Genomic DNA, 12,696 nt, shown 5'->3' on the forward strand with positions numbered 1-12,696 from the left:
GTCCCGTTGGGCACGGCGCACGGCATGGCGCCCCCAGGGCAATTCCACCGTAACGCACCACGGCGCGGCCATGCTTGTCGACGGCGGCACCGCGGCAGGCTAGGAGCGACGACGGCGGGACTATAGGCTGAGTGCGAGGGTCCGTATGGGGGACGTCGGACGTCGGCGGAGCGGGCCTTATGGGGAGGATATCGTGTCACAACCACAGCACGGCCAGGATGGGGTGCCAGGCAACCAACCCGCGTGGGGCAACCAGCCACCGCCAGGCAACCAACCCGCGTGGGGCAACCAGCCACAGTGGGGCGGCCCTCCAGCGTGGGCAGTTCCGCAGGCCGGTAGCCAAGGCGTCCCGGGACAGTCTGCGCCAGGGTGGCCACCCGGAGCTCCCTACGGCCAGCCCCTCTACGTTGCGCCCCCAAAACCCGGCGTCATTCCATTGCGTCCGTTGCAGTTCGGCGAGATCCTCGACGGCTCCTTCCAGACCATCCGCCGCAACGCCGCGGCGATGTTTGGCTCGGCCCTGATCGTGCAGGCCATCGGGGCGATCCTGATCGGGGCAGTCACGGTGGGGATGGTCCAGATGACCTCATCCCTTGAAACCGTCAACTCCGAGGAGGAGTTCCTCCAAGCGATGGGCCCGGTCTTTGCCGTCATGGCAGGGGCCATGGGTATTTCGGTCTTGATCGGTTTCCTTGGCTCGGTCCTCCAGGGAGTTCTGGTGGTCCCGGTGGCGCGGTCGGTCCTTAACCGACGGACCGGCTTCAAGCAGATGTGGACGCTCGCCGGACGCAGGATCTGGCCTCTGCTTGGCGTAGCAGCCTTGCTGACGCTGGGCGGGTTGCTCGCTGTTGCTGCCGTAGCGGGGATCGCGGTATTGCTGTTTACGGCAATGGGGCCCATGGCCTTGTTTATTGTCTTCCCGGTGGGGCTGGGCTCAGTCGTCCTTATTGTGTGGATTGGCCTGAAGCTCATGCTCGCCCCGGCGGCCATCGTCGTGGAACGCACGGGCGTCTATGACGGCCTCCTTCGGTCCTGGCAGCTGACGAAGAACAACTGGTGGCGTATTTTCGGGATCACCCTCGTAGTGGCGATCATGGTGGGAATCATTGCCCAGATCGTGCAGATCCCGGCCTCTCTGGCTGCCACTGCCATCGGCGGAGTGGTCTCGCCCCATCCCGACCAGGACACAGTCGCTTCCACCATGGTGGTCAGTACGGTTATTTCCTCCGCCATCGGAGCTTTGGTGGGCTCGGTAACTTTTGCCTTCCAGGCGTCAGTTCTGGCGTTGCTCTACATGGACCTGCGCATGCGTCGTGATGGCCTTGATGTGGAGCTGATGCGGTTAATGGAAACCGGAGCGGACCCTGACGGCATCCCGGGCACCCCTTCGGCCCTACCCGGCAACGGGCAGCCACCAGCCGGTGGACAATTTCCATACATCCCGCCTGGTCAGCGTCCTCCCGCATGAGGTTTCCCGGCTGGAACGTACCGGTGGGCACGGAGCCCCCGGTGGTACCGGGTCGCGACGAAGCGCGCCAATGGGCCGCCGAAGAACTCGCAAAAGCCCAATACCCCGACGCACGTCCAGGCTGGGTTGACCAGCTGTGGCGGGATTTCCTGGACTGGCTCTCGTCCTTCGACGGGGAGCTGTCCGGTCCCGGCCCCGACCTCGCCGTGCCCATCATCCTTGCTGTGGCCGTAGCGGTCATTATTGTGGCCATCTTTGTTGTCCGGCCACGGTTGAACGCACGGCGAAAAGCAGCGGACACGGACATTTATGGTGACGAACGCATCATGGATGCGGACGGGTACCGTTCGCGTGCCGCAGCTGCGGCCGACGACGGCGACTGGCCGGCCGCCGTCGTCGACTTGTTCCGCGCCCTGGTCAGGTCCGCCGAAGAGCGGGACGTCATTGATGTCCGGGCCGGCAGGACCGCAGACGAAGCTGCAGCCCAACTGGGAAGTGTTTTTGGCGCCGCACAAAGCAGGCTCATTGCCGCTGCCCGCGTGTTCGACGCAATACGCTACGGCGAGGCGGGGGCTACGAAAGCCGATTACGGTTCCCTGCGCCAGTTGGATACCGATGTCCTTGCCATGAAGCCCGACTATGCAGGGCAGGCAGCTCCCGGCTTCGCGGTGCCACGATGACGACAACTTTGCAGGAACACTCCCAAGGTTCGGATGAGGCGGCACCCACCAGCGGCTCCTCCCGGCGCGGCTTCCCTGACTGGTTCCGAAAGAACCTGGCGTGGATCGCGATCGGTGCGTTGCTCGCCGGCTTGGTGGCCTTTCTCGCTGTTTCCACTCTCACTGGCAACAGCGACAAGCGCCCCCTGTCCGCCCGGAATCCCGCCCCGGATGGCGCCATGGCCGCGGCAGAAATCCTGGGGCAGCACGGCGTTTCCGTCACTCCGACCGACACGTTGGAGGAGACCCGGACCGCGTTGACTGAAAAGCCCCGAGCCACAGTGCTTGTCTATGATCCCCGTGGTTTCCTCAATCAGGACCAAGTACAGGATGTTGCGGCGATGGCCGACCGGTTGGTGCTGGTCAAGCCAAGGTTGCGGAGCCTCGGTGGACTGGGGCCGGACTTCCATCCCGGTGGCGTCGTTCCTGAAGCAACCACCGCGATAGAGCCGGGTTGCGAGCAGGAGGACGCCACGTCGGCCGGCAGAATTTCCGTGCAGGGACCTGTTTTCCAGGGTCCCGTAGTCTGCTACCCCATCCGGGACGGTGGACCGGGCGTCTACGCCGCATCAGCCGACGGGAGGTTGGTTGCCATCGGCAGCACCGAGGTGCTCGACAACGAACACCTCGCATCTGAGGGAAACGCCGCCCTGGCGCTGCGAACCCTTGGGAACAATGCCGAGCTTGTCTGGTACCTACCCGGCATCGAAGACGTTGCGGCATCGGATTCGACACCTACCCTGAACGAGCTGGCACCCCGATGGCTGGCATTCGCCGGCCCCTGGCTTGGCTTGGTGGCCGTCCTTGCCATTGCCTGGCGGGGCAGGCGCATGGGGCCGCTGGTCTTTGAACCGCTTCCCGTGGTTGTCAAGGCAGCAGAGACAGCAGAGGGAAGGGCCCGGCTGTACCAGGACTCCCGGGCCATAGACCGCGCAGCGGACAATCTTCGGGCAGGAACCCTCACCCGCTTGGCCCGTCATTTCAACCTCGGGGCCGACGCCACCGCCGAAGCCATCGTGGACGCCTGTTCCAACCGCTTGGGGAGGCCGGCACCGGAAGTACGGTCAGTCCTGATCGACGCCATACCCGCAACCGAAGGCCAACTGGTGCAGTGGGCCCAACAGATCGAACGAATCGAAGAGGAGGCAACCGCCCGATGAGCAGCCAGCCGAACAGCTACACGGACAGCAACAGCCAACACGCAGGCGGCGCCGCCCCACAGCAGGCACCGGAGCGGCCGGCCGGAGAAGACCCTGCACGACAGTCGCTGCTCAACGTCCGGGCGGAAGTGGGCAAGGCTGTCGTTGGCCAGGATGCCACCGTGACTGGAATGCTGATCGCCCTGCTGTGTGGCGGCCATGTGCTCCTGGAGGGTGTGCCCGGGGTGGCGAAGACACTCCTGGTACGGGCGTTGTCCACCGCTCTCAGCCTGGACACCAAGCGGGTGCAATTCACCCCCGACCTGATGCCAGGCGATGTGACGGGCTCCCTGGTGTACGACTCCCACTCGTCCGAATTCACTTTCCGCGAAGGCCCGGTCTTCACGAACATCATGCTCGCGGATGAAATCAACCGGACACCGCCGAAGACCCAGGCTTCACTGTTGGAAGCCATGGAGGAGCGCCAGGTCTCGGTCGATGGGCTGTCCCGTCCGTTGCCGGTTCCTTTTATCGTGGCGGCCACGCAGAATCCTGTGGAGTATGAAGGCACCTATCCTTTGCCTGAGGCCCAGCTCGACCGTTTCCTCCTCAAGCTGACCATGCCGTTGCCGGGAAGGGCCGAGGAAATTGAGGTCATCCGGCGCCATGCCGTCGGCTTTGATCCACGCAACCTCGCAGCCGCCGGCGTGCTGCCGGTCGCTGGCGCCGTCGAGCTGTCCGCCGCCCAGGCGGCAGTAGCGGATGTGACCGTTGCACCCGAAATTCTTGCTTACATCGTGGACGTGGTGCGGGCCACCAGGTCCGCACCTTCTTTCCAGCTCGGGGTCTCCCCCAGAGGTACCACCGCATTGCTCAATACGTCCAAAGCGTGGGCGTGGTTGTCGGGCAGGACCTTCGTGACCCCGGACGATGTCAAAGCGTTGTCCTTGCCCTGCCTGAGGCACCGGGTGGGCCTTCGGCCGGAAGCCCAGATGGATGGCATCCAGGTGGACGATGTCCTTGGCAGTATCCTGGCGTCCGTCCCGGTGCCGCGATGATTCCAGGATTTCTCAAGGACCGGGCGGACTAAGTGGCAATTACCGGGCGTTTCGTGCTCCTGGCCGTGCTGGGCTTGGTTCCCTTGGTGGTGTTCCCCGCGTGGAGCACTGTTCTCTTTGTCGGCATCGGACTCCTGCTCCTGTTGGTCCTTGACCTTGTGGTGGCGGTGTCTCCGGCCAAACTGGGTTTGGAACGACGGCAACCCGGCAACGTCACGCTTGAAGGCCAAGCGGATTCGGTGGTGATGGTATCCAATCCCACCGGCCGTAAACTGCGGGCCCGTATCCGTGATGCATGGCAGCCTTCCGCGGGAGCCATCAGCCCTGTCCAAAGCCTCACGGTCCCGGCCGGTGAGCGGCGCCGCCTGAACGTGGCCCTGGTACCCCGGCGTCGCGGGGACCTGGAAAGCCCGCACCTGACTATCCGCTCAATGGGGCCCTTGGGCCTGGCCGCCCGCCAGCGTACGCGCGTGCTCCCCGGACGGCTGCGGGTGCTGCCACCCTTCCACTCCAAGCGGCATCTGCCCTCCAAGCTAAGGAAGCTCAGGGAACTGGACGGAAAGGCGGCTGTGCAGATCCGCGGCGCCGGAACGGAGTTCGATTCCCTGCGGGACTACGTCCGCGGAGACGATGTCCGGTCCATCGATTGGCGCGCCACGGCACGCCGGACCTCCGTAGTGGTGCGGACGTGGCGCCCGGAGCGGGACCGCCGCGTCGTCATCGTCCTCGACACGTCCCGCACAGCCGCCGCGAGAATCAACGATGAACCCCGCCTCGATACAGGCATCGAAGCCGCCTTGTTGCTGGCTGTGCTCGCCGAGAGGGGTGGAGACCGGGTGGACTTCCTCGCTTACGACAGGAGGCTGCGCGCCCGGGTCGAATCGGCGTCGAAGGGCAATCTGCTCGGGCAGTTGGTCCAGGCCATGGCCCCCTTGGAAGCGGAACTAATCGAACTTGACTGGCAACAGATACCGGGCCAAGTGCGGGCCGTCTCGGCGCACCGCTCGCTGGTGGTTTTGTTGACGGCGCTCGACGGCGGCGCCCCCGAGGAAGGGTTGCTCCCCACCGTCGCGCAGTTGTCGCGTCAACACGCGGTAGTGGTTGCCTCGGTCCGCGATCCCCTGCTCACCGGGATGAAGGAACAACGGACCACGGCCAGCCAGGTGTTCCGTGCAGCCGCCGCTGAACGCGCGCTGTTGGAGCGGGCCGCTGTTACAGCCCAGCTGCGACAACTCGGAGCCGAGGTGGTGGACGCTGATCCCCTCGACGTTCCGCCTCTGCTCGCAGACACCTATATACGGCTCAAAGCCGCCGGACGGCTCTAGGAAGGACGCCCATGAACAGCCCCATTTATGAACTCGCCCTCGGTGAGGACTTCAAGAGACTGACGCCGGAACTCCAGGAGTACTTTTCGCTTTCCGCCGGTTCAGGCACCTATGGCATAGGCGAGGGGATCTTCGATGTTGTGGGTTGCCGGCAGAAGTGGCTGCGCCCCCTCCTCGCATTGACCGGAGGTGAGGAGGCCTTCTTCCCCGAGTACGGTGAAGGCATAGCGTTCCGCATAGAAAACCATGCCCATGTCGACCCCTTTGGGCGACCAGCGCTCACAGCCCGCCGCGAGATCTACTTCCCGTCCGGAACACGGCTTTTCCATGACACGACCAGTGCCATTCCGACGTCCGGCGGGCAACCGGCACCTGGGGTGGAAGCCCGGCTGGTGGACCATGTGGGCCGGTACCGCCGGTTGGTCACGGACCTGGATGTCAGCGTCACCCCAGAGGGCCGGCTGCGTGGAGTGTCGAAAGCAAGCCGGCTCCTGCTGGGGCCGTTGCGGATTCCGTTGCCTGAAGCCCTGGACGCCCGCGCCTACGCCGAACAGTGGTGGGACGGCGTCGAGGGCAAGCACCGGATCCAGGTCAAGGTCATCCAACCGCAGATCGGCCTGGTCCTGGTGTATGCCGGGCGGTTCGATTACCGCCTGGCACCCTACCTGCCGGGCACGGCACCCGGCACAACACTCCCTCGGTACGCGGAACCGGACCGCTGGGAGGAACGGATTTAGCCCTGGATGAGTTGGTCCAGACCGTCAGCGACCTTCGTCAGCTTCGAAAGGACGGCTTTGGCGGACGACGGTGTGAAGTGTTCCAAACCAGTGGACGGGGTGACCCGAACCCCGGCAAGCTGCGATGCCGGCAAGCCGAGTTGGCGCCACGGTTTCCAGATGCACTCCACCACGTCGGCAGTCCGGGGCAGCAGGGACTGGGGATCTCCCGTCGGCAGGGCACCCGCCCACAAGCGTTTGCCGTTTTCCACGGCCTCTGCAAGCTGTTCCCATTGCCGGGTCGTCAGGGCCTTGAGAGGCACGGCGACACCGTCAGCCCCGGCAGCGATCACACGGTCAATGGGTGCTTCTATTTCGGGAACCGAAACAACGGTTTCCACCACACCCGCAGCCTTGAGCGCCTTGATGACCAACTGCCAAGCGCCTGTCACTTCCTCCCCCGGGATGGACCTCAGCGTTCGGTAACCGCTCGCCGTCGGGATGGTCCCTGCCATGATCGACGTGATATCCGGTTCGTCCACCTGGACCACGATCCCGGCGCCCGGCACCGCGGCTGAGATCCTGCGGACATAGTCGCCAACGCCCGCAGCAAGGGACTCCGCAACATCCCGCCTGGCGCCATAGTCCAGGAGGGCCCGCTCCCCGTTGTGCAGGTAAAGGCTGGCAGCGAGGCTCATCGGGCCCAGCAACTGGACTTTCAGGGCCGTGGCCGAAATATCCTCGGCGCCGGCGATGTCGGCCAGGATGTTGATGTCGGTAGACAGGGCTGAACGAGCGCGTTGGGCGTCCTTGCCGGGCCTGTCCACCAGACGCCACCCATGGGGCTGGACATCGATGGCCAGGTCCACCAGCAGGGAACCCGTTCGGCCAACGGGGTCCGATCCCACACCCCTGTCCGGCAACGACGGCAGGAACGGAAGATGCGGGTCGCCCAACTCGCCGCGGATAATCCGGTTTGCTTCTGCCGGGTCGCTGCCTGGCCACGGCCCCAGCGCCGTGGCACTGGCACGCAGGTCATTCAATGAGGACATGGATCAGGCCTGCTGGCTGGAGATCTGGTGATCCTCGGCAATAGCCTCATGGTGTCGGATCACTTCGCTGATGATGAAGTTCAGGAACTTCTCCGCGAAGGCGGGATCAAGGTGCGCGTCCTCAGCGAGTCTCCGCAGCCGCGCGATCTGGGCAGCTTCACGCCCCGGGTCACCAGCAGGAAGCTTGTGCGTGGCTTTGAGCACCCCTACTTTCTGGGTGGCCTTGAAGCGTTCCGCGAGGAGGAAAACCAGGGTCGCGTCAATGTTGTCGATACTGGACCGAATGGACAGCAGCTCATCCATGACGGCGCGGTCCACCTGGCCGGCCAGGGAACTCGCAGCCGGGTTGAAGGAATCGGCGTCATCGGGAAGGGCATTGTTGTACTCGGTCATGCACCCCAGTCTAGGGTGTGGGGACGTGACGGCGCCGTTGTTACCTGCCCTCCGCAAGCAGGGCATGCACCACGCCTGGCGAGCCGGTGTGGGCAGTGTTCCTGCCGCCGGAAACGGAGCAGAATGGCACCATCACCGCAGCCTAGGCAAAGGAGCTCCCATGAAAATCGCTGTGCTGGGTACGGGAATGGTAGGGCACGCGCTCGCCGGAAAACTCGTCACCCTGGGTCATGAAGTAACCATGGGTTCCCGCGAGGCCGGTAATCCCAAAGGCATGGAATGGGCCCGAAGCGCCGGCACAGGGGCAAGCGCCGGCTCCTTCGCGGAGGCCTGTGCACGGTCCAGCCTGATCATCAACGCAACCCCCGGCACCGTGAGCCTGTCAGTCCTGGCCGAGGCAGGTGACAGCACGCTGGACGGCAAGATCCTGTTGGACGTCTCCAACCCCTTGGATTCATCGAAGGGATTCCCTCCCCCGCTCACGGTCTGCAATACGGACAGCATCGCCGAAACCATCCAAAGAGCCCATCCGGGAGTCAGGGTGGTGAAGTCGTTGAACACCGTCACCGCACCGGTCATGGTGGATCCCGGCCGGCTCCCGGGACCACATGACATCTTCATGGCCGGCAACGACGCTGACGCCAAGGCCGTAGTGTCGGGCCTGCTCCAGGAATTTGGGTGGACGCCCGCGCACATCCGGGATCTGGGCGGGCTGGACGCTGCGCGCGCAATGGAGATGTGGCTCCCCCTCTGGTTGCGGATTTTCATGCAACAGCCCCAAGGAAAGATGTTCAATATCGGCATCGTTTCCGAATAGAAACAACTACGGCAAAGGCACGCCCCCATGCAGGGGGCGTGCCTTTGCCGTAGCTCACGCGCCGGGATAAATGCCGGGCTAGCCGCCCAGCAGTGCCCGGTGCGCTTCCCGCCGTCGTGCTTGTTCGTCCGGGTCCGGCACCGGCAGCGAGGCAATAAGCCGCTTGGTGTAGTCATGCTGGGGCGAACCCATCACATGGTTGCCGATCCCCTGCTCCACCAGCTGGCCTTTGTAAAGCACGCCCACCCAATGCGACAACATGTCCACCACTGCGAGGTCGTGGCTGATGAAGAGCGCCGCGAAGCCGAACTGCTCCTGGATCTCCTTGAAGAGGTCCAGTACCTTGGCCTGCACCGACACATCCAGGGCCGACGTGGGTTCGTCGGCGATCAGAAGCCGCGGGTTCAGCGCCAGCGCCCTCGCCAGCGAGGCCCGTTGCCGCTGCCCACCCGATAGCTCGTGGGGGTAGCGCTGAGCATACGACGCCGGTAACTGGACTGATTCGAGTAGCTCACCGACCTTTTTCCTCGCTTCGGCGGCGCTCGGTTTCGTGTGGATGACCAGCGGCTCCGCCACGCACTCACCAATGGTCAGATGCGGGTTGAAGGACGCCGCCGGGTCCTGGAAGACGAACCCGATCTCTTTCCGCAGTGGACGGAACGATCGTTCCTTGAAGTCCAGCATCTCGTAGCCGAGCACCTTCAAGCTGCCCCCGGTTGTCCGGTTCAGGCCTGCGATGGCGCGACCAATCGTGGACTTTCCGGAGCCGGATTCACCCACCAGGCCAAAGACCTCGTTCTCCGACACCGTGAAGCTGACGTTGTCCACTGCCTTGAACCCGTGCCGTCCGAACCGGCCCGGGTACTCAATTGTCAGGTTCTTGGCCTCAACCAGTACCTTGCCATCCTGGTGGAGGCGGCTCCGGGCACCTTCAGAGGCCGAGTGCCGGCCAAGATGGGGAACCGCGGCGAGGAGGTTGCGGGTGTACTCCTGGCGGGGTTCGGCGAAGAGGACGCGGGACGGCGCCTCCTCCACCACGTCGCCCTGATACATGACAACCACGCGGTCAGCGAGGTCAGCCACAACGCCCATGTTGTGCGTGATGAGCACAATCGAGGTGCCGTAGTTGTCCCTGAGGTCGCGCAGCAGCTGCAGGATTTCGGCCTGGACGGTGACGTCCAACGCCGTGGTGGGTTCATCGGCCACGATCAGCCCGGGGTTCAACGCGAGCGCCGCGGCGATGACGACACGTTGTTTTTGGCCCCCGGAGAACTGGTGCGGATAGTAATCGACCCTGGTTTCAGGGTCCGGGATACCTACTTTCCGCAGCGCCTCGGTGGCCCTCTTCTTGGCTTCCTTGGCGGAAACACGCTTGCCGTCCGTTGCGTGTGCCCGGATACCTTCGGCTATTTGCCATCCGACGGTAAAGACAGGATTCAGCGCCGTGGAGGGTTCCTGGAAGACCATGGCAACATCCCTGCCACGGATTTTCCTGAGCGTGGATTTGCTGACACTGATCACGTTGTTGCCATTGATCACCACGGCACCGGAGCTGATGGCCGTTTCGGGAAGCAAGCCCAGGATCGTTTTTGCGGTGACGGTCTTTCCCGATCCCGACTCGCCCACGATGGCCACTACTTCACCGGCCTTCACCTCCAGGCTGACGTCCTTGACGGCGTGAACGTCTCCGCCATCGGTGGCGAAAGTGACTTGGAGACGGTCAATGGTGAGCACGGGCTCACCAGCAACGGACTGGTCTGAGACATTTCCAAGGTTGGTGGTCATGGCTTTCCTGCCTCTGCCGGGGTTTCCGGCGTTCCTGTTTCCGGGGTTGCGGACAGTACCGGGGTCCTGCCGGCGCGCTTGCGTCCGCGGATGCGGGGGTCGTTGAGGTCGTTGATGCTCTCGCCGACCAACGTCAAGCCCAGCACTGTCAGGACAATCGCGATGCCCGGGAAGACACCTGTCCACCAAATTCCCGACGAGGTGTCAGCCAATGCCTTGTTGAGGTCGAAACCCCACTCGGCTGCTGACGTTGGTTCGATGCCGAAGCCCAGGAAGCCCAGGCCGGCCAGGGTGAGAATGGCCTCCGATGCGTTGAGGGTAAACATCAGCGGCAGGGTCCTGGTGGCGTTCTTGAAGATGTGCCGTCCGATGATGCGCAGGCTCGAGGCGCCCAGGACCTTGGCCGATTCGACGAATGGTTCGGCTTTGAGGCGGATGGTTTCGGCGCGTATCACGCGGAAATACTGCGGGACGAACACCACGGTGATCGAGAACGCGCAGGAGAAGATCCCGCCCCAGAAACTGGACTGGCCACGGCTGATGACAATGGAGATCACGATCGCCAGAAGCAGCGTCGGGAAGGCGTAGATGGCGTCCGCGACCACCACGAGGATCCGGTCAAGCCAGCCCCCGAAGTACCCGCTGAGCAATCCCAGGGCGACGCCGAGGAACAGGGACATTGCAACGGACACGATAATGACCGTCACGGCCGTCTGCGATCCCCAGATAACCCGCGACAGGACGTCGTAGCCGCCCACGGTGGTTCCCAACAGGTGATTTCCACCGGGAGCCTGCTGCGTGGGGAAGGAACCGGAGGCATCGCTGAGCTGGGAATATCCATAGGGTGCCAGCAGCGGTGCGAAAATGCTCGTCAGGATGAACAGCCCGCTCAGGACTACCCCCACGATGAGCATGCCGCGTTGGAGCCCTACGCTCTTCTTGAGGTGGGACACTACCGGAAGCCTCGAGAACAGGGGCTGCCGGGGCGGTGTGAGCGTTGGTGTGCTCATGGTCAGTACCTCACTCGGGGGTCGATGAGCGCGGCGATGATGTCCACGATGAAGTTGGTGACGGCCACGATGATGGCCAGCAGCACCACGATGCCTTGTACTGCCACGAAGTCGCGGGCATTGAGGTACTGCACCAGTTGGTACCCAAGGCCCTTCCACTCGAACGTGGTTTCCGTCAGGATGGCACCGCCCAGCATCAACGCGATCTGCAGGCCCATGACGGTAATGACCGGAATCAGTGCCGGTTTATAGGCGTGCTTGGTCACCAGCCTGTACTCGCTGACACCCCGGGACCGGCCGGCCTCGACGTAGTCCTTGCCGAGGGTGCCGATCACGTTGGTGCGCACCAGTCGCAGGAACACCCCGGCGGTCAACAAGCCCAACGCGATGGCAGGGAGAACCGCATGGGCTGCGACATCGCCCAGTGCCGTGAAGTTGCCGCTGCGAATCGCGTCCAGCCAATAGATGCCCGACGGCGCCGCCAGTCCGCCCATGGTCAGTTCCGTCCGGGTTGAAGCACGGCCCGCGACGGGAAACCAACCCAGCCAGACGGAGAAGGTGAGCTTCAGCAGCAGTCCCGAGAAGAAGACGGGTGTCGCGTAGCAAAGGATCGCAAAGAACCGCAGCACGGCGTCGGACGTCTTGTCCCGGTGTTGCGCGGCGATAAGTCCGAGCGGAATTCCCACTGCGAGCGCAACGATCAGTGCGCTGATGGACAACTCCAGGGTTGCCGCACCAAAGGTAGTGAGCACCTCGACGACGGGACGCCGGTCCGTGATAGTGGTACCGAAGTTCCCGGTCAGGAGTTGGCCGAGGTATTCGAAGTACTGGACGAGAACGGGCCGGTCGTAGCCGGCGTCATGGATGCGCTGCGCCAGAACGTCCGGAGGAAGCCGGCCACCTTGTGCCGCGGTGATGGGGTCGCCGATGACCCGCATCAGGAAGAAGACGAGTGTCACGAGGATAAAAACTGTGGGGATGATCAGGAAGAACCTGACCACGATGTATCTGCCAAGCCCTCCTCCGGACCTGGACTTGCTCTTTGGAGCAACGATCCCTGGCTCTGCCTCGGGGACCTCAATAAGTGTTGTCATTGTTACCTGTATTTCCTGCCCGTGGATTGCGCGGGATTTGGCTCATGCGTGCTGCCCACCTTGGTGTTCAGCAAGGAGGCGGGACGTCTGGTGGACGTCCCGCCTTCCTTCCATGGAGAG

12 protein-coding genes are annotated in these 12,696 nt (G+C 63.8%); 7 read left to right on the forward strand and 5 right to left on the reverse strand.

The features are described 5' to 3' along the window. The first annotated feature begins 193 nt into the window (after positions 1–193). Genes NEK97_RS07655 through NEK97_RS07680 form a run of 6 tightly spaced genes read left to right on the forward strand, consistent with a single transcriptional unit; the run spans position 194 to position 6,446 of the window. A complete protein-coding gene (locus NEK97_RS07655) occupies positions 194–1,468 on the forward strand; it encodes a hypothetical protein (RefSeq protein ID WP_257369210.1) in 1,275 nt (424 codons plus the stop codon). Beyond that, complete coding sequence (locus tag NEK97_RS07660) at positions 1,465–2,148, forward strand: DUF4129 domain-containing protein (protein ID WP_257369211.1); 684 nt, start codon at positions 1,465–1,467, stop codon at positions 2,146–2,148. Before NEK97_RS07655 ends, NEK97_RS07660 begins: the two co-directional genes overlap by 4 nt. Beyond that, positions 2,145–3,347 carry a DUF4350 domain-containing protein gene (locus NEK97_RS07665; RefSeq protein WP_257369212.1) on the forward strand — a complete coding sequence of 401 codons (1,203 nt, stop codon included), beginning with the start codon at positions 2,145–2,147 and terminating at the stop codon, positions 3,345–3,347. Before NEK97_RS07660 ends, NEK97_RS07665 begins: the two co-directional genes overlap by 4 nt. Next, positions 3,344–4,384 (forward strand): MoxR family ATPase, encoded by a 1,041-nt coding sequence (locus NEK97_RS07670; protein WP_257369213.1) that lies wholly within the window; start codon positions 3,344–3,346, stop codon positions 4,382–4,384. Before NEK97_RS07665 ends, NEK97_RS07670 begins: the two co-directional genes overlap by 4 nt. Before the next feature lie 32 nt (positions 4,385–4,416). Then, the gene (locus tag NEK97_RS07675; protein ID WP_257369214.1) at positions 4,417–5,709 is read left to right on the forward strand and encodes a DUF58 domain-containing protein; all 1,293 of its coding nucleotides are present in this window, start codon (positions 4,417–4,419) and stop codon (positions 5,707–5,709) included. A gap of 11 nt (positions 5,710–5,720) precedes the next feature. Beyond that, positions 5,721–6,446 carry a DUF4166 domain-containing protein gene (locus NEK97_RS07680; protein ID WP_257369215.1) on the forward strand — a complete coding sequence of 242 codons (726 nt, stop codon included), beginning with the start codon at positions 5,721–5,723 and terminating at the stop codon, positions 6,444–6,446. Here NEK97_RS07680 and NEK97_RS07685 read toward each other — a convergent pair. Both NEK97_RS07685 and NEK97_RS07690 read right to left on the reverse strand, forming a co-directional pair. Then, positions 6,443–7,477 (reverse strand): hypothetical protein, encoded by a 1,035-nt coding sequence (locus NEK97_RS07685; protein WP_257369216.1) that lies wholly within the window; start codon positions 7,475–7,477, stop codon positions 6,443–6,445. The two genes, NEK97_RS07680 and NEK97_RS07685, sit on opposite strands and share 4 nt — an antisense overlap. 3 nt (positions 7,478–7,480) lie before the next feature. Next, a complete protein-coding gene (locus NEK97_RS07690) occupies positions 7,481–7,870 on the reverse strand; it encodes a chorismate mutase (RefSeq protein WP_235520619.1) in 390 nt (129 codons plus the stop codon). 160 nt (positions 7,871–8,030) lie between these two features. Here NEK97_RS07690 and NEK97_RS07695 point away from each other — a divergent pair, with 160 nt between their 5' ends. Beyond that, positions 8,031–8,687, forward strand: a complete 657-nt coding sequence (locus NEK97_RS07695) for an NADPH-dependent F420 reductase (RefSeq protein WP_257369217.1) — start codon at positions 8,031–8,033, stop codon at positions 8,685–8,687. Positions 8,688–8,765: 78 nt separating this feature from the next. Here the strand turns inward: NEK97_RS07695 and NEK97_RS07700 are convergent, their stop codons facing one another. Genes NEK97_RS07700 through NEK97_RS07710 form a run of 3 tightly spaced genes read right to left on the reverse strand, consistent with a single transcriptional unit; the run spans position 8,766 to position 12,576 of the window. Then, the gene (locus NEK97_RS07700) at positions 8,766–10,472 is read right to left on the reverse strand and encodes an ABC transporter ATP-binding protein (protein WP_257369218.1); all 1,707 of its coding nucleotides are present in this window, start codon (positions 10,470–10,472) and stop codon (positions 8,766–8,768) included. Further along, positions 10,469–11,482 carry an ABC transporter permease gene (locus NEK97_RS07705; RefSeq protein ID WP_257369220.1) on the reverse strand — a complete coding sequence of 338 codons (1,014 nt, stop codon included), beginning with the start codon at positions 11,480–11,482 and terminating at the stop codon, positions 10,469–10,471. The genes NEK97_RS07700 and NEK97_RS07705 overlap by 4 nt, the downstream gene beginning before the upstream one ends. A 2-nt stretch (positions 11,483–11,484) precedes the next feature. After that, on the reverse strand, positions 11,485–12,576 hold the full coding sequence (locus tag NEK97_RS07710; RefSeq protein ID WP_257369221.1) for an ABC transporter permease: 1,092 nt from the start codon (positions 12,574–12,576) through the stop codon (positions 11,485–11,487). Positions 12,577–12,696 lie beyond the last annotated feature (120 nt).

The organism is Paenarthrobacter sp. UW852, from assembly GCF_024608385.1.
In the GTDB taxonomy this organism is placed as follows: Bacteria; Actinomycetota; Actinomycetes; order Actinomycetales; family Micrococcaceae; genus Arthrobacter.

What these genes read in the sequence shown, in the direction of transcription:
- NEK97_RS07660 (WP_257369211.1), top strand. Translation starts at nt 1,465, where the DNA reads ATGAGGTTTCCCGGCTGGAACGTACCGGTGGGCACGGAGCCCCCGGTG.
- NEK97_RS07665 (WP_257369212.1), top strand. Translation starts at nt 2,145, where the DNA reads ATGACGACAACTTTGCAGGAACACTCCCAAGGTTCGGATGAGGCGGCA.
- NEK97_RS07670 (WP_257369213.1), top strand. Translation starts at nt 3,344, where the DNA reads ATGAGCAGCCAGCCGAACAGCTACACGGACAGCAACAGCCAACACGCA.
- NEK97_RS07680 (WP_257369215.1), top strand. Translation starts at nt 5,721, where the DNA reads ATGAACAGCCCCATTTATGAACTCGCCCTCGGTGAGGACTTCAAGAGA.
- NEK97_RS07685 (WP_257369216.1), bottom strand. Translation starts at nt 7,477, where the DNA reads ATGTCCTCATTGAATGACCTGCGTGCCAGTGCCACGGCGCTGGGGCCG.
- NEK97_RS07690 (WP_235520619.1), bottom strand. Translation starts at nt 7,870, where the DNA reads ATGACCGAGTACAACAATGCCCTTCCCGATGACGCCGATTCCTTCAAC.
- NEK97_RS07695 (WP_257369217.1), top strand. Translation starts at nt 8,031, where the DNA reads ATGAAAATCGCTGTGCTGGGTACGGGAATGGTAGGGCACGCGCTCGCC.
- NEK97_RS07700 (WP_257369218.1), bottom strand. Translation starts at nt 10,472, where the DNA reads ATGACCACCAACCTTGGAAATGTCTCAGACCAGTCCGTTGCTGGTGAG.
- NEK97_RS07705 (WP_257369220.1), bottom strand. Translation starts at nt 11,482, where the DNA reads ATGAGCACACCAACGCTCACACCGCCCCGGCAGCCCCTGTTCTCGAGG.
- NEK97_RS07710 (WP_257369221.1), bottom strand. Translation starts at nt 12,576, where the DNA reads ATGACAACACTTATTGAGGTCCCCGAGGCAGAGCCAGGGATCGTTGCT.